The organism is Empedobacter sp. GD03797, from assembly GCF_029842105.1.
Classification (GTDB): Bacteria; Bacteroidota; Bacteroidia; order Flavobacteriales; family Weeksellaceae; genus Empedobacter; species Empedobacter falsenii_C.
The window spans coordinates 182,234-201,772 of the sequence record NZ_JAOCFS010000001.1 but is presented as its reverse complement, the minus strand read 5'-3'; the positions used below and the strand labels follow the sequence as shown (position 1 = coordinate 201,772).

The 19,539-nt window shown below is 30.0% G+C and carries 19 protein-coding genes; 9 read left to right on the top strand and 10 right to left on the bottom strand.

The window, feature by feature from the left end; genetic code table 11:
* Positions 1-25 precede the first annotated feature (25 nt).
* Both N5D90_RS01155 and N5D90_RS01150 read left to right on the top strand, forming a co-directional pair.
* Complete coding sequence (locus N5D90_RS01155) at positions 26-2,068, top strand: S9 family peptidase (protein WP_280061281.1); 2,043 nt, start codon at positions 26-28, stop codon at positions 2,066-2,068.
* Between the two features lie 61 nt (positions 2,069-2,129).
* A complete protein-coding gene (locus N5D90_RS01150; protein WP_280061280.1) occupies positions 2,130-3,131 on the top strand; it encodes a hypothetical protein in 1,002 nt (333 codons plus the stop codon).
* Here the strand turns inward: N5D90_RS01150 and N5D90_RS01145 are convergent.
* Complete coding sequence (locus N5D90_RS01145; RefSeq protein ID WP_280061279.1) at positions 3,128-3,970, bottom strand: hypothetical protein; 843 nt, start codon at positions 3,968-3,970, stop codon at positions 3,128-3,130. The two genes, N5D90_RS01150 and N5D90_RS01145, sit on opposite strands and share 4 nt — an antisense overlap.
* A 25-nt stretch (positions 3,971-3,995) precedes the next feature.
* On the bottom strand, positions 3,996-4,673 hold the full coding sequence (locus N5D90_RS01140) for a hypothetical protein (RefSeq protein ID WP_280061278.1): 678 nt from the start codon (positions 4,671-4,673) through the stop codon (positions 3,996-3,998).
* A 62-nt stretch (positions 4,674-4,735) separates the two neighbouring features.
* Here N5D90_RS01140 and N5D90_RS01135 point away from each other — a divergent pair, with 62 nt between their 5' ends.
* The 4 genes from N5D90_RS01135 (at position 4,736) to N5D90_RS01120 (ending at position 8,410) form a co-directional block, all read left to right on the top strand.
* Complete coding sequence (locus N5D90_RS01135; protein WP_280061277.1) at positions 4,736-5,017, top strand: hypothetical protein; 282 nt, start codon at positions 4,736-4,738, stop codon at positions 5,015-5,017.
* Between the two features lie 166 nt (positions 5,018-5,183).
* On the top strand, positions 5,184-7,046 hold the full coding sequence (locus tag N5D90_RS01130) for a RecQ family ATP-dependent DNA helicase (RefSeq protein WP_280061276.1): 1,863 nt from the start codon (positions 5,184-5,186) through the stop codon (positions 7,044-7,046).
* 2 nt (positions 7,047-7,048) lie between these two features.
* Entirely contained in the window at positions 7,049-7,990 is a 942-nt protein-coding gene (fmt, locus tag N5D90_RS01125) for a methionyl-tRNA formyltransferase (RefSeq protein ID WP_280061275.1), read from the top strand.
* A gap of 132 nt (positions 7,991-8,122) precedes the next feature.
* On the top strand, positions 8,123-8,410 hold the full coding sequence (locus N5D90_RS01120; protein WP_019975917.1) for an HU family DNA-binding protein: 288 nt from the start codon (positions 8,123-8,125) through the stop codon (positions 8,408-8,410).
* Positions 8,411-8,537: 127 nt separating this feature from the next.
* Here N5D90_RS01120 and N5D90_RS01115 read toward each other — a convergent pair whose 3' ends face one another.
* Both N5D90_RS01115 and N5D90_RS01110 read right to left on the bottom strand, forming a co-directional pair.
* Positions 8,538-9,920, bottom strand: a complete 1,383-nt coding sequence (locus N5D90_RS01115) for an MFS transporter (protein WP_280061274.1) — start codon at positions 9,918-9,920, stop codon at positions 8,538-8,540.
* A 15-nt stretch (positions 9,921-9,935) separates the two neighbouring features.
* A complete protein-coding gene (locus tag N5D90_RS01110) occupies positions 9,936-11,261 on the bottom strand; it encodes a DcaP family trimeric outer membrane transporter (RefSeq protein ID WP_115000787.1) in 1,326 nt (441 codons plus the stop codon).
* 588 nt (positions 11,262-11,849) lie between these two features.
* On the opposite strand from N5D90_RS01110, the gene N5D90_RS01105 reads away from it, so the two are divergent.
* Entirely contained in the window at positions 11,850-12,689 is an 840-nt protein-coding gene (locus N5D90_RS01105) for a GNAT family N-acetyltransferase (protein ID WP_115000789.1), read from the top strand.
* 42 nt (positions 12,690-12,731) lie between these two features.
* On the opposite strand, the gene tyrS is transcribed toward N5D90_RS01105, so the two are convergent.
* The 4 genes from tyrS to N5D90_RS01085 form a co-directional block, all read right to left on the bottom strand.
* Positions 12,732-13,934: a tyrosine--tRNA ligase gene (gene tyrS / locus N5D90_RS01100; protein WP_280061273.1), complete on the bottom strand. Its 1,203-nt coding sequence runs from the start codon at positions 13,932-13,934 to the stop codon at positions 12,732-12,734.
* A gap of 202 nt (positions 13,935-14,136) precedes the next feature.
* The gene (locus tag N5D90_RS01095; protein WP_260392460.1) at positions 14,137-14,271 is read right to left on the bottom strand and encodes a hypothetical protein; all 135 of its coding nucleotides are present in this window, start codon (positions 14,269-14,271) and stop codon (positions 14,137-14,139) included.
* Positions 14,272-14,292: 21 nt separating this feature from the next.
* On the bottom strand, positions 14,293-14,595 hold the full coding sequence (locus tag N5D90_RS01090; protein WP_280061272.1) for a hypothetical protein: 303 nt from the start codon (positions 14,593-14,595) through the stop codon (positions 14,293-14,295).
* A 1-nt stretch (position 14,596) separates the two neighbouring features.
* Positions 14,597-14,965 (bottom strand): hypothetical protein, encoded by a 369-nt coding sequence (locus N5D90_RS01085; RefSeq protein ID WP_280061271.1) that lies wholly within the window; start codon positions 14,963-14,965, stop codon positions 14,597-14,599.
* Positions 14,966-15,031: 66 nt separating this feature from the next.
* On the opposite strand from N5D90_RS01085, the gene ybaK reads away from it, so the two are divergent.
* Positions 15,032-15,523 (top strand): Cys-tRNA(Pro) deacylase, encoded by a 492-nt coding sequence (gene ybaK / locus N5D90_RS01080; RefSeq protein WP_280061270.1) that lies wholly within the window; start codon positions 15,032-15,034, stop codon positions 15,521-15,523.
* Position 15,524: 1 nt separating this feature from the next.
* On the opposite strand, the gene N5D90_RS01075 is transcribed toward ybaK, so the two are convergent.
* Both N5D90_RS01075 and N5D90_RS01070 read right to left on the bottom strand, forming a co-directional pair.
* Positions 15,525-16,646, bottom strand: a complete 1,122-nt coding sequence (locus tag N5D90_RS01075; protein WP_280061269.1) for a redoxin domain-containing protein — start codon at positions 16,644-16,646, stop codon at positions 15,525-15,527.
* Between the two features lie 955 nt (positions 16,647-17,601).
* Positions 17,602-18,351 (bottom strand): sulfite exporter TauE/SafE family protein, encoded by a 750-nt coding sequence (locus tag N5D90_RS01070; RefSeq protein ID WP_038331736.1) that lies wholly within the window; start codon positions 18,349-18,351, stop codon positions 17,602-17,604.
* A 117-nt stretch (positions 18,352-18,468) separates the two neighbouring features.
* Here N5D90_RS01070 and N5D90_RS01065 point away from each other — a divergent pair, with 117 nt between their 5' ends.
* Entirely contained in the window at positions 18,469-19,353 is an 885-nt protein-coding gene (locus tag N5D90_RS01065) for a LysR family transcriptional regulator (RefSeq protein ID WP_280061268.1), read from the top strand.
* Positions 19,354-19,539 lie beyond the last annotated feature (186 nt).

The following is a 19,539-nucleotide window of genomic DNA, read 5'->3' as shown; positions in this document are numbered from 1 at the left end:
ACATTTGCACCTTAAATTTTAGAAAATGCAAGCACCTATTGCGAAAAAAATAGAACAAAAATTAGAAAAACACGGAGATATCCGCATCGATAATTATTATTGGTTGAATGATCGTGAAAACTCTGAAGTTATCGATTATTTGAACCAAGAAAACGATTATACAAAAGCTGTTTTACAACCAACGGAAACATTACAAACAAAGCTTTTTGAGGAAATGAAAGCACGAATCAAAGAAGATGATTCGTCTGTTCCTTACAAATTGAATGGTTATTGGTATTTGACAGAATATCAAAAAGGGAAAGAATATCCGATTCACAAACGTCGAAAAGACAGTTTAGAGAATTCTGATGAGATTCTTTTTGATGTCAACACAATGGCAGAAGGTCATTCATATTATCAATTGGGCGGAATTTCGATGGCGCCAAATAATCAATTGGTTTCCTTTGGAGTTGACAATGTTTCGCGAAGAATTTATACGATTCAAATCAAAGATTTAACAACTGGAGAAATTCTTTCTGATAAAATAGAAAACACAACTGGAGGTTCTGTTTGGGCCGCTGATAATCAGACTTTGTTTTATACAAGAAAAGATGAAACCTTGCGTGCTTATCAAATTTGGAAACACAAATTAGGGACAAAACAAGAAGATGATGTCTTAGTTTTTGAAGAAACTGATGATACGTTCAATGCATTTGTTTACAAATCAAAATCAAGAGATTACATTATTATTGGATCTTCAAGTACTGTTTCAGATGAGTTTAGATATATTCCTTCTAATCAACCAGATGCAGCGTTTAAAATCTTTCAAGAAAGGGAACGTGATTTAGAATATTCAATCGAACATTTTGGTGATTCATTTTATATTCAAACCAATAAAGATGATGCGTTTAACTTCAAATTAATGAAAACTTCTGTCGAAAAAACAGAACAAGAAAATTGGATTGATGTGATTCCTCATCGTGAAGAAACATTGATTGAAGGTTTCGAAATTTTCAAAAATTATTTGGTTATCGAAGAGCGCACAAATGGTTTATTGCAGATGAATATCAAAGCGTGGGATAATTCAACGGATTATTATTTACCATTTAACGAAGAAACTTATACAGCAAATGTTGGCACAAATCCAGATTTTGATACTGACATTTTACGTTACGGATATACATCATTGACAACTCCTTCTTCTGTGATTGATTTTAACATGAATGATAAAACATTCGAAATCAAAAAGGAGCAAGTTGTTATAGGTGATTTTGATAAAGAAAATTATATTTCTGAACGTATTTGGGCAAAAGCGCGCGATGGAGAAATGATTCCAATCTCATTAGTTCGTCGAAAAGATACGCCTCTTTCTGCCAATACTCCTCTTCTACTTTACGCTTATGGTTCTTATGGTTACACTATCGAGCCTTATTTTAGTTCGGTTCGATTAAGTCTTTTGGACAGAGGCTTTATTTATGCAATTGCGCATATTCGTGGTGGTCAATATCTTGGTCGCGAATGGTACGAAGATGGAAAAATGTTAGAAAAGAAAAATACATTTTTCGATTATATTGATGCAGCAAAATATTTGATTCAACAAAATTACACGTCATCACAACATTTGTATGCGATGGGAGGTTCTGCTGGTGGATTGCTGATGGGAGCTGTGATTAATTATGAGCCTACATTATTCAATGGAGTAATTGCGCAAGTTCCTTTTGTGGATGTTGTAACAACAATGTTAGACGATTCTATTCCATTGACAACAGGGGAATATGATGAATGGGGAAATCCAAACGAAAAAGAATATTACGATTACATGAAATCGTATTCGCCTTACGATAATGTGAAAGCGAAAGCTTATCCAAACCTTTATGTTTCGACAGGTTTACACGATTCTCAAGTACAATATTGGGAACCTGCAAAATGGGTAGCAAAGTTGAGAGATTTAAAAACAGATGATAACATTCTACTTTTAGATACGAATATGGATACAGGACACGGTGGTGCTTCTGGTCGATTCGAATCGTTGAAAGAAGATGCAAAAGAAGATGCTTTCTTATTTATGTTAGAAGGGATTACAGAATAAATTTCAAACCAAAAAGTCAACAAATTTGTTGGCTTTTTGTATTTTTAACCAAACCTACTCTATGACCTTTATTTTCTTAATTTTTGGATTAGCGATTGCTGGATTTCAAACACTTATTTTCAAAGAAATTTGGCAAATAAACCTTCGCCCGAAATGGATTTTGTTCCTTATAATTCCTCTATTAATAACTATTACAGATTATTTTTGCGACGATCAAATCACAGCTTTTGTATTTTTTGGAGCAATAGCTTCAATATTTTTTATTGCAGTTACTGGTATAATTTTTCATTATTCTACCAATTTTAATGAAGAATCAAATAGTTTCAGAGATAAAAAAAGTTATAGCGAAATTTTTCAAGATTATAATCAGCCTTTTTACCTAAATCCTGTTTGGGGAATTGTTTATCAACTCTATGTCGTTGTGATGATTGGAATTTATATTTTTGTTCCAAATGAAGTTTATAAATCTGATTTAAATTATAAATTGATTGAACAAGATTTAGTTTTACAATTGTTATCACTTTTTATTTTTACTGGATTTTCCATTATTGTTTTGTTGTACAATTATTTAGACGGAAACAAAAACTATATTCCTTCCATTTTCACCGGAAAAAGATTAGTTGCAACACCAAAAGAAAGCAGAATTAATAAGGCAATTACGATAAGTATTACGCTAATTTCATTCATTATTTTCTGTAAATTTTGTTACGATAAAGGAATTTATTTCAGCTTAAAATCAATCTTTCATTCATTTGATTCATCATCATTTTTATCGATAAATACAGGAATAATTGCATTTATCATTTTCAATTCCATTATCCTGATAATTAATCCATCACAAGTTGCAAAACGAAATATGATTCGCATTGCAACACTTATTCAATCTGCTTTTTTCAGTATTTTTTTATCAGCCGCAATTGCAGTCCCTTTTATGATTTTGGAAGATCAATTGGCTTACTTCAATATGAGTTCGGAGATTCTTTTATTTTTAGGATTTAATATTGTTTTATTAGTAAACGAAATTTCACTTTTTGTAAAATACAAAAAAGGTATAATCGATTAAGGTGAAGTTACTTTTCCTGGTGCATAATATTTCTCTTTTTCAATAAATTCTCCATTCGGCGAATATTTATAAAGATATTTTTCGCCATCAATATTCTTAATAATTTCTTTTCTTATAAATTTATCATGCTCATAAACAAGCTTTACCTCTTCCTTATCCTTCGTTTCATATTGTTTAGACATTAGTTTTCCTTTATAATAATTCTCAACATAAAAAACACCTTCTTTCGTATATTGTTTTGTTCCTAAAGTCCCATCTTCATTATATTTTTCATAACTTTTACCATGAACTTCCATTTTATTTCCATTTTCATAGTATCTCGTATTTATTCCTAAAATTGAATTCTCCACAGAAGCTAAACCTCCACTTTTATAATACGATTTTGTAATTCCTTTTTTATAATGCGCTTGACGATTCAAAGACACAAAACCTTCTTTGGTAAGTCTATTTTGATCATTATAACTCTTGAAATTTAATTTATTATTTTCTCTAAATGCATCAGTTTCTAATAAATCATTATGATATATTTTTAATGTTATAATTTTAGAATTCTGAATCTTGTACTCTTTTCTATAACTTTCTCCTTCATACAAAACAATATCTCCATTGATTAATTCATTTTTTATTTCAAATTTTCCTTTCTGAGAAGAATTTTCAAGAATATAAAATCCATCTTTAAGCGTTTTTCTTTGGTGAGATTCAAGGTCTTTTACGTAAACATTCTCAAAAAAATCTTTTGAATTTCCAATAGAAAGTTCAATATTATTGATTTTTTCTTGCCCAAAAATCGATGATGAAACCATCAACAAGATTAATAAAATTAGATTTCTTGACTTCATAGGTTTTTGATTTTTATTTTCAATATTATCTCAATGTCAAACTATTCATTCTAACATTTGCTAAATCTTCAACTTTATATAGTTTTCGAATAAAAGCTTCTCTATTTGATTTAATATCATAAAAATCTCTTGGAAAATATTTTTCACGTTGCTCTTCATTATCAATATTGAATTTTTCAGGTAAATTATAAGGAATATTAACTGAAACTGTTTTTACATTTGCTAGATATTTAGTGATATAAAGATCTCTAAATTGATAAATTCCTAACCATTTTTCTTTTATTTTATAAGCAATATCAAATTGATATTTGTATTGATAGAATTCTTTCTTTTTCTTATTGAATCCTAAATATAAAATTGGATATTCTACAGATAAAAAATCTGGTTTACCATAATGATCAAATGAAACAAATTCTATTATATCTTTTTTAATATCATTATTCAACCATTTTATCACTTTTACTTTCGTTACATACATTTCATCCATTAAAATTGGAGCTTTATCAATTAATTGATAATCATTTTTAGTATCTCCTATTTGTAAAGAATAATTGGTTATTTTATCTTTCAAGTCATAATGTTCTTTGTAATCTACTTTATTTGATTCTATTACTTTTCCTATAAAAGCATAAATTGAATCCTTTTTTTGAGAAAAAAGAAGAATTGGAAGTATATAAATAACTAAACTAAAAATCGTCTTCATAAATCATTAGATTTTACCTAAATTTACAACAAAGCTTTGTAATTTCTGGAAACTATTTTAAAATGAAATTTAAACTTACACCAATATTAATTGTGTTGAGTATTTTAGAACTCTTCCTTTTATTTATGTCTATAAACTATCTTTTTATTGATAATAATGGAGGAAATGCTTTGGGTGGAACAATCGCTTTTTTTGTATTAATTATTTTCTTTTTTATTTTATTAATTGAACAACTTATTATAATAAGTATAAAAATTCCGATAAAATTTATTTGGATCATTGAATCTATAGTCCTATTGATTTCAATTATTTATGTTTATTATAATGGGATATCTATTGGATAATATAAAAAAGATATAAACTCATTAAATATTAAAACCAAAAATCACTCAATTTCTTTGCTATAAAAGCATAAAATTATTTACAATTAAAAAATAATTAACTTATGAAGTTTTAAGTTTAAACATAAAATCACAGATTTTGCCTAAATTTACAACAAAGCTTTGTAATTTGACACCAAAAGAAATTCTTTTTAAGTATTGGAATTATCCTTCTTTCAAAACGCCGCAAGAGGAAATCATCTCAAGTGTTTTGGAAGGTAAAGATACGTTGGCTATTTTGCCGACTGGTGGCGGAAAATCTATCTGTTATCAAGTTCCAGCAATTATTTTTGAAGGATTAACATTGGTCATTTCGCCGCTTATTGCGTTAATGAAAGATCAAGTTCAAAATTTACAATCCAAAGGAATTTCGACGGCATATATCACCAATGAAATTGACCAAAATACGATTGGAAAAATTTTGGACGATTGTCAAAACAATAAAATCAAATTATTATATGTTTCACCAGAGCGTTTGCAAAGTAGAATTTTTGTCGAGCGATTGAAACAAATCAATATTAGTTTGCTTGCAGTTGACGAAGCACATTGTGTTTCTGAATGGGGACACGATTTTCGACCTGCATATCATCGAATTTCGAGGTTAAAAACTATTCTTCCTAAAGTTCCAATCCTAGCATTGACAGCAACGGCAACAGAAAAAATTCAGCAAGAAATTGTAGAAAAATTAGAGTTAGATCAACCAGAAATATTTAAATCTTCTTTAAAAAGGGAAAATCTTTCGTACAATGTTTTTCTTTCTGCTGACAAGAAAAATGATTTGATTTATTATTTAAAAAAACATCCTGGTTCGAGTATTATTTTTGTTCGAAATCGAAAATTAACCTACGAAATTGCAAGTTTTTTAAGTCAAAATGGTTTTGATGCCGATTTTTTTCACGCCAAATTAACGAAAGACGAAAAAGAACAAAAACAGCGAGATTGGATGTTGAGTAATTCTAGAATTATGGTTTCGACAAATGCGTTTGGAATGGGAATTGACAAACCAAATGTTCGTACCGTTTTTCATATCGATTTACCGCAAGGAATTGAAGCGTATTACCAAGAAGTTGGACGCGCTGGGCGTGATGAACAGGAATCGCATGGAATTTATTTATACAATCCTGATGATCGAATTCAGGCAGAAAATATTTTCAAAGCGAATTTACCTTCGCAACAAGATTTTATCAAAATTGGGAATTGTTTGTTTAGTCAATTACAATTGGCGGAAGGCGAATTAACGGAAATGAATTATCAGTTGGATCTTCCAAAATTTGCAGAAAAATTTGGTTTAAATCTTAAAATGGTTCTTCAATTTTTAGAATTTCTCAATACGAAAGAAATCATTCAGCAAAAAAATTATTCTCAAAATAGTAGTATTCAAATTTTAGCGTCACCACATTCGATTAACTTGAATGAAAACCGAATTTTTGATTATTTACAACGACATTATCCTGGAATTTATACTTATAATAGAGAAATTTCGGAAAGTAAAATGGCGTTTGAGTTACACATGAGTATTGGCGACATTAGAAATAGCTTACACGAATATGCAAAAAATGGTTCGATTGATTATTCAGATCGATTTTTAGCGCGATTTAGATTTCTTGTTCCACGCGATTCGAATGCGTTTAAAAATAAATTATGGAAAGATTTCGAATCAATTCAAGTGAATAATTGGAAACGTTTGCAAGCAATGGCTTATTATGCCGAACAAAATACTATTTGTAGAGAACGTTTGTTATTTGGTTATTTTAATCAAAAATCTGATCAAAATTGTGGTAAATGTGATGTTTGTCAATCCAAAAAACAAAATGAAAGCTTTAATTCATCTGATTTGATTGAATATTTGAAAGAAGGTACAAAAACGCAAGCCGAAATCCTTTCAAAATTCATAAATTCGCCAAAAGATAAAATCGTCGAAGAATTGCAATATTTGATAGACGAAATACGAGTTCAACCAATTGGATTCGATTCTTATAAACTAATAGAATAAAAATGCGAGTAGTCTTTATGGGTACGCCCGAATTTGCGGCGACATCTTTGAATGAAATCAATACAAATAGTCATCACGAAATAGTTGGAGTTGTTACTGTTCCAGATAAACCGTCTGGTAGAGGACAAAAAATGAATATTTCTGATGTCAAAAAATATGCAGTTGAACATAATTTGCCTTTGGCACAACCAGAAAAATTACGCGACGAAGCTTTTATCGAAACATTAAAAAGCTGGAATGCTGATGTTTTTGTTGTTGTAGCTTTTCGTATGTTGCCACAAGTTGTTTGGTCAATTCCTTCGAAAGGAACTTTTAACCTTCATGGTTCACTTCTTCCGCAATATCGTGGTGCCGCACCTATCAATTGGGCTGTGATGAATGGCGATCAGGAAACTGGAGTAACAACTTTTTTGATTGATGAAAAAATTGATACTGGAAATATCTTAATTTCTGATAAAGTAGAAATTGGAGAAAATGATAATGTTGGAAAAATTCATGATGAATTGATGCATATCGGTGCAAAATTAGTTGTGAAAACGTTGGATGGTTTAGAAAATGATTCATTAAAACCGCATCCACAAGACGAAACAACAGAATTGAAACATGCTCCAAAAATCTTTAAAGAAGATTGTAAAATAGATTGGAACGATTCTATCAATGCTATTCACAACAAAATTAGAGGACTTTCTCCTTATCCATGTGCGTGGACAACTTTTGGAAATGGCGAAAATTACAAATCGTTAAAAATATATGCTGGTCTAAAAACGGATATTGTTGTAGATGGAGAAGATTATCAATTAATTTTACAAAAAAATAACCTTTATATCAATCTACCTCAAGGAGTTTACGAAATTTTAGAACTTCAACCCGAAGGAAAGCGCCGTATGACAGCCAAAGATTTTATCAATGGACATCAAAACGAGGATACCTTATTCGTAAAATAAGTACTTATTTACTGATTTTTGACACCGATTTCATAAAATTTTGCATTTTTATTGAAATTTATTGCGTTGAAACTTGCACAAATAAAGGGAAAGAGTATATTTGTGTATAAATTAATTTAAAAAGTTACAACTATGAACAAATCAGAACTTATCGATGCAATTGCAGCTGACGCTGGAATTTCTAAAGAAGCTGCTAAAAAAGCCTTAAACTCATTTACAGAAAATGTAACTAAAGCTTTAGCAAAAGGAGACAAAGTTGCTTTAGTAGGATTCGGTACTTTCTCAACATCTGAGAGAGCTGCAAGAACAGGTATCAACCCACAAACTAAAAAAGAAATTAAAATTGCTGCTAAAACAGTAGCTAAATTTAAAGCTGGATCTGAATTATCAGGAGCAGTTGATACAAAAAAGAAAAAATAATATTTCTGATACAATAAAAAATCCACTCGTTTGAGTGGATTTTTTTATGCCTTGAAATTTAATTAATTCCTCAAAAAAAATCCTTCAAGAATACTTGAAGGATTTTTACATTTTATCTAATATTGATTTAATTATCTTCTGTTAAATCTGTTTTGTACGTTTCTGGAATTGTAAAGTAATTCACTAAAATCGCAATAAAGATTAATATCAATGGATAAGCTAATCCGATATAAGGCGACATAGCAGCCGAAACGATAATCGTACTTTTAATTAATTCTGTGACAAAAGTCGTTGCTCCACCAATAAATCCATTCCCCATATTTTGCGCAAATCCCATACTTGTGTAACGAATTTTAGTTGGGAAAATTTCTAACATAAATGCGCCAAGTGGTCCATAAGTTGCTGCTCCTGCAATTGAAGTAATTAAACTTACAACTACAATTCCGAAAACTGCTAAATTCGAAATATCATGAACTTCTTTCAATCCTTCTGGATTTCCTAATTTCATGTACAAGAAAAATGATAATGGAATTAAGATAAAACTACAAATCATTCCTCCTAACATAACAGGTTTACGCCCGATTTTATCACTTAATGCTCCAAACCATTGATAGAAAAATGAACTAAATAATGTAGAACATAAAACAACAATTAAAACTGTTTCGTAAGGTAAATTAACCGCTCTTTGTAAAAAGAAAAGAGTTACGAATAACGTTGTTTGCATAATTGTACTTTGCGCAGCATTTCCTCCAAAAATTGCTTTCAACATCAATTTTACATTTCCTGGCGTTGTAAAAGCATCTTTAATTGGTGTTTTAGATGTTTTTCCTTCTTTTTTTAATTGTTCGAAAATTGGACTTTCGTGTAAACGTTGACGAATAAAGTAACTCAAAATCACTAATATTCCACTAAATAAAAATGGAATTCTCCATCCGAAACTTGCAAAAGCCTCTTCTGATAAAAATGATTGTGTTAAGAAAACAACTGATAAACATAATAATAATCCAATTGGAACAGTTGCTTGAATAAATCCTGTATAAAATCCTCGCTTCTCTGCTGGCGCATGTTCTGCGACATAAATTACCGCACCTGCATATTCTCCACTAATTGCAAGTCCTTGCATAATGCGGCAAAACAATAATAAAACAGGAGCAAACCAACCTACACTATCAAAAGTTGGAATACAACCAATCAAGAATGTTGCTGCTCCCATCATAATTAAAGAAACTAAGAATGAATATTTTCTACCAATACGATCCCCAATACTTCCAAAAATTAATGATCCAATCGGACGGAACATAAATGATGAAACCACTACGGCAAGTGTTTCTAAGAAATGTGACGAACCATCGTTAGGAAATAATTGTGTCGATAATACACTAGCCAAGATGATTGCCAAGAACATATCGTACCATTCGATTAAGGTTCCGACAGATGATGCTAAAATAATTTGGAAAATATTATCCTTCTTCGCTACTGTTTGCGAAGTATCTAAAGTATTTGTACTCATGTTTTTTTTGTGATATTAGAAGTTAAATAATGTTGTAAGTTGAAATCTATTGTTATTTGCTAAATATTTGTTTTCGGTTCCCGTACCTTTTATCGTCGCATCTGCCCATTGCGCTGTACTACGATCATATTCGAATCTAAATTTTAAGGCTTTGCTTAAGGTAAGATCTAAACGAGGAACTACTTTGTACAAATAATTTACAGTACGTGTACCTGGAGTTGCAGAAATTGCGCCCCAATTTGTCGTTACACCATAAGATGTTGATGCAATTGCTCCTTCTACTGGATCTTTGACACCGTTATTTCTAACATAACCTGCAAATAATCCGAACGAAAATTTACCTGTTGAGTTTTGTTGCAAATCAATCCACATACTATGTGTATTCATCGGTTTGTATGTTTCAACAGCTGTCGGACTTGTTTGATAACCTACAATTCCACCTAGTTGTACAAAAGACGACGCATCTTGCATCAAATATCCAGCAACAGTTACTTGTAAAGGTTTTGTATTTAACTTTGAATAAGCCATAAACGAAACATTTTCAACTCGTTCACTAGACTTAACGGGAGGATTTCCTGAAGATAATTTTGGTTTAAGATTCTCATATTGAGCACCAATTCCCGCAGTAAAAACTTGTGATTTATATTGAAATTGAAGATGAGCCGCTGGCATTCCACTATTTCGGAAAGGCTCTGTATTTGGAGTAAAATCTCGTTGAGAATGTAAAGCAGCAATAACTTTAAATTTGTCCGTGAATTTATGCGTTAAACGAACTTGAGGATTACGATTCAAAGCATAAACAGGCGCACCAGTTCCATAATTTGCAACGTTTGGTAAAGCTTCTAACACAACGAAAGGATGCCAATATTGTCCAATCCCTAATTGCGTTTTCTCCCAATCCAACATCACATATGCGTGACGCAAACGAAACTCGTTGATTCCTCCTTCTGTTGCTCCAAAAAATTCTCCTTCTAAAATACCAGAAGTTTTAGCCCCAAGTAATTCTGGACCTTTCAAATTAACGCCAGCTCTCGAAACAATCGACAACATGTGAAATTTAGAAGCTGCATTGATATCAGCACCGTTTACATCCGATAAACGATCTTTTGGATAAAGCGGCACTAAAGCCTCTCCTGCTCCAATCATTTGACGCGTATCCATAAAAATATCATTCCTGATAAATCCATAAAACTGCACATCAACTTTGTCCTTGTTTTCTTTTGGTTGTATTAATTCTAATTTTTCTACAACCACACTATCTGTCGTTTTCTGTTGAGCAGAGACATAGCTATAGCTGCAAAATATAGCTAGACAAGCCAATTTTGTTAAATTTTTACTCATTTTTTTGTGATAATTTGAACGACTAAAATAATCAAAAGAAAAAAACTAACAAATGTTCGTTAATCATTTTTTGATAAATTTTTAAAGCTTTATTAAATTCATCAAAATTTTAAATAATTTTTGAGAAATAGATATTTTGAAATAAGTTTTGGAAAGAAATTTTGAGAATTTGACATTTTAATTAGTGTACGAAATACACTTTACTAGAATTCTTCGAGGCTTATTTTTCAAAAAAAATCGAGAGAAGAATAATTGTTTCAACAAATGAGGAGAAAGTTAGACTTCTCTCGTAGTTTTAGTTTTAAAAATGTATGCAAATTTATCGATTACAGAATTTTCTTCAGCATAATCAATAATAAGCTTATGTTAAATCATAAAAAAAAGAAGTTTTCTTAATTCTATTTATTATCCTCTACACTATTTTTAAAATTTATGTATAATTATTCAGTCAATATTATTAAATAAATTATATTTTTATCAAATTCGGATTACATAGTTCAAATAAAATTCAATCTTTACTAATTTTTTAAGATTTTTTTTAGAAAAAACTTAAATGTTGGGGCTATTTTTGCTTTGCAAATTACAGCTATGCAAACAAACATTGAAATACACTCATTAACTCATGTTGATTTGGAAGAATTATCAGCCTTATATAATCTTTCTTATCAAAATTATTACGTTTCTATCAACCTTTCGACTGAACAATTTCAGGGAAAATTAAAAATGGAAGATATCAATCTTGATTATTCTGTAGGTGCTAGTATTGATGGAAAATTAGTTGGTTTTTTACTTTATGGAATTAGAAATTATAACGATGTAAAAACAGCTTATATTGGTGGAACAGGCGTTTGTCCTGAACATCGTGGAAAAAAAATCACGCAACAAATGTTAGATTTTAGTTTTCCAAAATTGAAAGAACAACAAGTGAAAAATATATTTTTAGAGGTAAATACTAAAAATGATTTTGCAATTAACGCTTATGAAGCTTGTGGTTTTGAAAAAACAAGAACTTTAAATAGTTATAAAGGAATTCCTATTTTGGTCGTAAATCCATTACATGAAATTGTAGAATTTAGTGATTTGGATTTGATTACAAGTGAAAATTTTTGGGACATAAAACCTACTTGGAAAAATGATATTCAAAGTGTAAAAAATATCATCGAAGATTGTCAAATAAATGGAATTTATGAAGATGGAATTTTAGTTGCTTATAAAATTATCAACAAAAATAATACACGTATTTATCAATTTGGTGTTCATCACGATTATCGAAATCGTTATTTAGCTTCAATTCTTTTTAGCGATTTGAAGAACAAAGAAATTAAGATGATTAATGTTGACGAAAGAGAAATCTCTACAAATGATTTTATTCAATCAATGGGATTAGAATTGTACGACAAACAATACGAAATGAAAAAAGAATTATAAATCAAAAGCCTCTGTTTTAGAGGCTTTTTTTCATTTTATTATTTACTTCAACTCGAAGAAATCTCGTTTTCCTATTTTAATTTTAGTTTCGGTTTTTAATTCAAAATCATCAAAAGCATCCATTTTTTTTTCTCCATTAATTTGTACAGCGCCGCTTTCTATCAAACGTCTAATCGCATTTCTCGACAAATCTTTCTTTAATTGATGACAAACATCTAACAATGTAATTTTATCATTTTCAAAATTGAATGAATCAATTTCAATTATTTCAAAAACTCGATTATCATCATTTCTTTTCTGAAATTGATTATTAAAAAATTCTTCTGCTTGCTCAGCTTCTTTTTCAGAATGATATTGTGTAATAATATTTTTTGCAACTAATTTCTTAATTAACATTGGATTATCTGTTTTTAATCGTTGATTTAAGTTTAATTTTTCCCCAATAGAAAAATCAGTTGCTAAAGCAATGTATTCTTCTAATAAATCATCTGGAATAGACATCGTTTTCCCAAACATTTCATTTGGTTCGTCCGTCAAACCAATAATATTATTCAGCGATTTACTCATCTTTTCTTTTCCATCTGTTCCTCTCAAAAGTGGCATACACATCACAATCTGAGCAGCTTCTCCATTGGTTTCTTGCAATTGTCGTCCCATTGTACAATTAAATAATTGATCGGTTCCTCCCATTTCGATGTCAGCATTTATCTGAACAGAATCAAACGCTTGCAAAATCGGGTAAACTAATTCGTGCATTGCAATTGGCGTATTTTCTGTGAAACGTTTATTAAAATCATTGCGATGCATCAATTGCGCAACAGTAACTTTTGATAACAACTGAATAACATCCGAAAAAGGTAATTGATCTAACCAATCCGAATTAAATACAATTTCAGCCTTTTCTACATCAATAATCTTTGACAATTGGTTGATGTATGTTTCTGCATTGTTCTGAACTTGTTCTGCATTCAGCGGTTGACGACTTTTATTTTTCCCTGTCGGATCACCAATTTGAGCTGTAAAACTTCCAACCAAAATAACAATTTGATGTCCTAAATCTTGAAATTCTTTCAATTTCTTCAACACAACAGCATGACCAAGATGCAAATCGGGCGCTGTAGGATCAAAACCTAACTTGATTCGTAATGATCGATTTTCTTTTTCAGCTAATATTAATTTTTCTTCCAATCCATTTTCTGGTAAAAAAATAGCAACGTTTTCTTTTAATTTTTTTAGATTTTCCATGATTTTTTTAATAAAAAAAGCCCGAGCAAAACTGCTCGGGCTTGTAGATTTATGATTAAATTTTTACGTACAAAATTAATACGAAGTATACACATAGCCTACCCGAGCAAATATTGTACTATAATAAGTGCTAAAAAATGGTAAACGTAATATGTGTTGTAAAAACTTCATTTGTTGTGCAAAGTTAGTATTATTTTTTAGTTTAAGGATTTTCTTTCCAAATTTTATCCGAAGCCTCTAAATAAATAGGAAGTGCAACCGATCCATACCAATTATAAATCTCGATATCCAACAATTTGACTTCTATAGCAAGATCAGTTTGTAGAATTTTTTCCAATTCTTCTTTCGATTCAATATTCTAAAAAATAAAAATCCCGCAATAATTCTTCTCATTTTTGCCCATCGGACCAGCAACCACTAATTTTTCCTCTTTTACCAAACGATTAATATTATCTAAATGTCCTCTAAATTTTTCATTAATCATTTTTATATCAGTTGATGTATTAGAACCAGTTTTTAGAATAACAAAAAAAAAGGATTTCATTCCATAATCATCACCTTTCAACTCTTTTGCTAATGCTTCATCATAATTTGGATTTGATTTTTGAGCAAATGAAGAAAAAGATATTGTCATAAAAGTTAATACGTATAAAAATTTCATTTTAGATATTTTCATTTAATTTTAAAATTTTATTCTTAAAATATTTATTTTTAGAATAGTAAACAATCCCTAAACAAAAAAGCATCATTGATATCATAAACTTTTTATCAAAAAATCTTTTTTCATTCTCTGTTTTTATTTTTCCTATTTCAATATTAGTTTGTTTAATAACATTTTTTAAATGATCTAAATTTTCTGACTCATTAGTTTTTTGTAACAATTCATAACGACTAACTTGAAAACTATACTTCATTAACAAATCATCTTTATAATTATCAGAGTTAAAATAGAATTGTACTAATACAAATACGAACCCTGCAATTAAAAAATTAATCCATTTATTAATACGTATAATTTCATCTAAAGTCATTGGTATTTTTCTATAAAAATAGTCTAAAAAAGTTTTTCGTTTTAACTTTGTGTAAATTATTATAGAATGAGTAATAAAACTGCTAAAACAAATGCAGTCCGAATTTTAGACACGCACAATATTTCATACGAATTGCGTGAATATGAAGTTGATGAAGAACATATTGATGCTTTGCATGTTGCAAAATCATTGGGTGTAAATCCAGAAGGAATTTATAAAACTTTGGTTTTAAAAGGAAATATAGAACCATTTTTAGTTGCCGTAATTCCTGCGAACACACATCTTGATATGAAAAAGTTTGCGAAAGTTTCTGGAAATAAAAACTGCGAAATGCTTCCGTTGAAAGATTTGCTCAATGTTACAGGTTATATTCGTGGTGGTTGCTCACCTATCGGAATGAAAAAGCAATTTCCTACTTACATAGAAGAACTGGCAATTTTGCAAGATCAGATTTGTATCAGTGCAGGAAAAAGAGGTTTGCAAATTATTCTAAATGCCGAAGATTTAGGAAACTTGATTGAAGCTAAATTTGAAGATATTACACAATTTGATTCATAATTTACTTACTATTCAGAATGATTTTTTCTAAAATAGTTGGAAATTTTGCTTCATCTTCAAACGTCAAATCTGGATTTGCATACACTATAATTCCATTTTTATCAATCACATAAGTCGCTCTATTGTTGTAACCTAAACGATTATACGAATTATACATCAACGAAATTGTATAATTCTCATCATTCAAATATGTCATATTATTTGTTCGCAAAGCTGATTTCCATAATTCTAACAAAGGATTTGTAGAACTAGAAACTGCGTAACTTTTTATATTTTGCAACAATGGATTATGATCGATTAATTGAATTTGAGCAGCACAAGTCATTGCAGCTTTTGTATCAATCGAAGTAAAATCTGGTAAAATTTGTCCACTAAACGCCGCAGGATAAAACGTCAATACTTTAAAACTTGATTTATCATCCAAAAATTTCTCTGTTGAATTAGTCTTATAATTTGGTCCATTCAAGATAAAATCTGGTGCTTTATCACCAACTTTCAAGGTTTTATTTTGAGTAACATTTACTTCTATATTATCAGTTTTAGACGTTCTTTTTATCAATCTTTCCAAAGGTTTCAGATGTTCGCCTTGCGCACGATAATCATTGTCTCGCATCAAAATTTTATTGTTTTTATCCACTAAAAAAAGAATCGAACTCTCTACTAAAACATTGTTAGAATTAGAAGTTGGAATTATATTCGAAATTGAATTTTGCTTAAAAGGTTTCAAACCAATTGCATTATAGATTTTTCCAGATTCATCATAAAATACTTTTGTTCCATCTAACTTATTTTGATTCGAAGTTTCGCTAAAAGCAAACGCTTGTTGCGGTTCTTTACTCCATTTATCATCTTCATTTACGATATAAATCACATCAATTTTTGGAGAATTTTGAGACGAAAATGCCAAATTCTTCACAAAATAATAATTCAGCGATGTTGTCATCATGCTCGCATACGGATTCGTTTTGTATAAACTTGGCGTAAATACAATAATTTTCAAGTTTGAAGATTGATTGACATTTTCAATTTTATTAATCGGGAATTGAGCACCAACATTCAAATTTTGAGCTTTTGTAAAACAAAAACCACATATAATTATTAATATCGAATAGATTCGTAACATAAAACGTTTATTTTAAACAAACTAATAAATAAAAACTACCACAAGATAACTAAAATTCTACTTTCTCAAAAAAACTATTCATTAAATTCTCATTAGAATTGACGATTAACTTTTGAAATTATCGAGTCTTTTTCGCAGTAAATCAGTTATCTTTAAGTTGATTTTAATTTAATGATTATTGCTTGTATAGGTTTCTTTTTTCGTCCATCAAAAAAATAGATAAAAATGGATTAAATGGTATAGTCACGCAAGGAATAGATCCTGGAATGCCTTTAGGTAAAAAACACTTTCAGATTATTTGAATAAGTAAAGTGAAAATAGTTTGATGAATAGAAAAATGATTTGCAATATTATCAAAAATAACTTATTTCTGATTTTAACTCTTGGAGTCAATCAACTTCTTTTGCGCAAGAAAAAATTCAATCTCCATTATCATTAGGTAAAGTAGAACCTTATTTAATGAAAGTTACCTACGATAAAACCTCAATTCGTTTGAAAGTAAGGGAAATTTCTTTGTATAATTCTTCACCTATATTTTTTTATACATTTTCAAGCGATGATCTCTTTTGATAAATGCACAACTTTCAGCTTTTAAAACAATCCTTCGATCTCTATCCTCAATCACTTGTTCTCCAGAATACAAATAAACCAAGGTATGCTCGGGTGTGGCGTGAACGCACTTTTCGCTATAATCTGTAAAAACAAAACATGAAAATTCCTGAAAAGCTGATTGTTTTTAATTTTGATTCTTCTGCTGTTTCCATTCTTGACTCGATATGATTACGAATAACAAAATTAAACAATTTTCACGCTTTTCGTTTTGCTCTAAAATTCAAGTTCATTTGCTGAGAAGTTTAAGCACTAATAGATATATGCTATAAATATGAGTAATTTAACCTTAGTAAAAATTAAACAACCTAACACTTCCCTTAAAAGCTTATTCAACATCATAGCTCTATATAAATGGATGAAGCGTAATTTCTATGCCAATCATCGCAATAAAGATGAAAAAGCAGATACGAAAGGTTTTAATACTGATTCTCTTGCGAACGATACCTCCAACCCACATACCCATTAAAGCAGGAATAATCGCAATAGCTGAGTATAGAAGATTATCCATCTGAAAAACACCACCATTCGCTAATCCTGTTGCGAGTGCGATTGTTGAAACTGTAAATGACAATCCAAGTGCCTGTATAAGGTCGTCTTTTGAAAGATTCAGCGCTTGTATGTATGGAACTGCAGGAAGCGTAAAAATTCCCGTTGCGCCATTGAGAAGTCCGGTTGTGATACCAATTATTGGTGATAATTTTGACTCTAGTCTGGTAGGGATTGAAAATGCTTTACCAAAAAGTCCATGTACCGAATAGATGATCAAGGCTAAACCTAATCCAACACTCGAATAAGGCGTATTGATGCTTGTTAAGAGCCAAGATCCAGCCAATGTTCCAATAATAATTCCGACCATCATCACCCAAAATCTTTTGATTAAATCAAGAAATTTTGGTCCAGTAAATAATTGCCAAACGTTGGTTACAAAGGAAGGAATGATTAGCAATGACGCTGCACTTAGTGGTGACATGATGATACTTAATATTCCCATTGCTATGGTAGGCAATCCCATTCCTGCAACGCCTTTAACAAATCCAGCAACGAAAAATGTAATTAATATCAATAAAAAATTTAAAGTAAGAAATTCGATCATTTTGAAGTATTTAGTTACGATGTCTAGACACATCATTTTATTTTTGACAAAGGTAAAACGCACAAACACTTAAAACAATCGGAATTATTTGTAGTTTTACTTCAATAATTTTGAACTATGGATATTCATCAACTTAAAAGCTTTAAAACCATTGTAGAAAAAGGTAATTTTCTAGATGCTGCGAACGAACTTAATTACTCGTTATCTGCTATTAGTTATCAAATGCAGCAATTGGAAAATGAAATCAAGTTTCCCTTGTTTGAAAAGATTGGGAGAAGAATGGTACCCACCGAACAATCCCTAAAACTTATTCCACATATTAAAAATATTCTTGATGAAATAGAGCAAATTCGTTTGTTGAACGCCAAAAATAGAATTATTGAAGGCAGTTTAACTATTTCGGTTTCGGACAGTATTTTGACTTATATCATTCAACCTATTTTAATAGAATTTATGAAAAAAGCCCCTAATGTACAACTGAAACTTAAAGTCAAAAATTCCTATGATATTCAAAAAGATGTCGTTCACAACGAAATAGACTTAGGCATTCATTATCAAGTGTTTGTCTATGATAATCAGATTAATGTTGTTGAAATAAAAGATTTTAGTATTGGTTTGATGGTTTCACCTAATTTTTCCAAATCAGAACGTGATTTTAATACTAAAAATCAAATAAAAAAAACAACCATCATCAACAATGATCCCAACGCAGTTTATCAGATTTATTTGAGAGATTATTTAAAAGAAAAGAATCTGCAAATGACAGGTCAAACACTAGAAGTATGGAGCATTGAAGCAACCAAACAGAGTGTCATGAATAATCTTGGAATCGCATGTTTACCGCGATTTGTCGTTACTAATGAATTGAAAAATGGAAAAATTGAGGAAATTGTTGTTAAAGATTTTAAACAGAATATTACTTTAATTGCAGCTCATCATTCCAATAAATGGATAAGCCCAGCAATGGAGCTTTTTTTAAATTTGTTAAAAGAGAAAATTTGAAATCATTAAAGAATTTGCTTACACAAACTCTCCAATATCAAAATCATCAAGACTTTTCTTTAAAACAGAAAAATTAGAATCCATTTCAGATGAAATACTATTATCCAATAATTTTGCAATTTTGATAGTTTCATTTTCTATAGAATTTTCAAGCAGACTGATTAATTCGGTTCCTTGTAGTTTGTG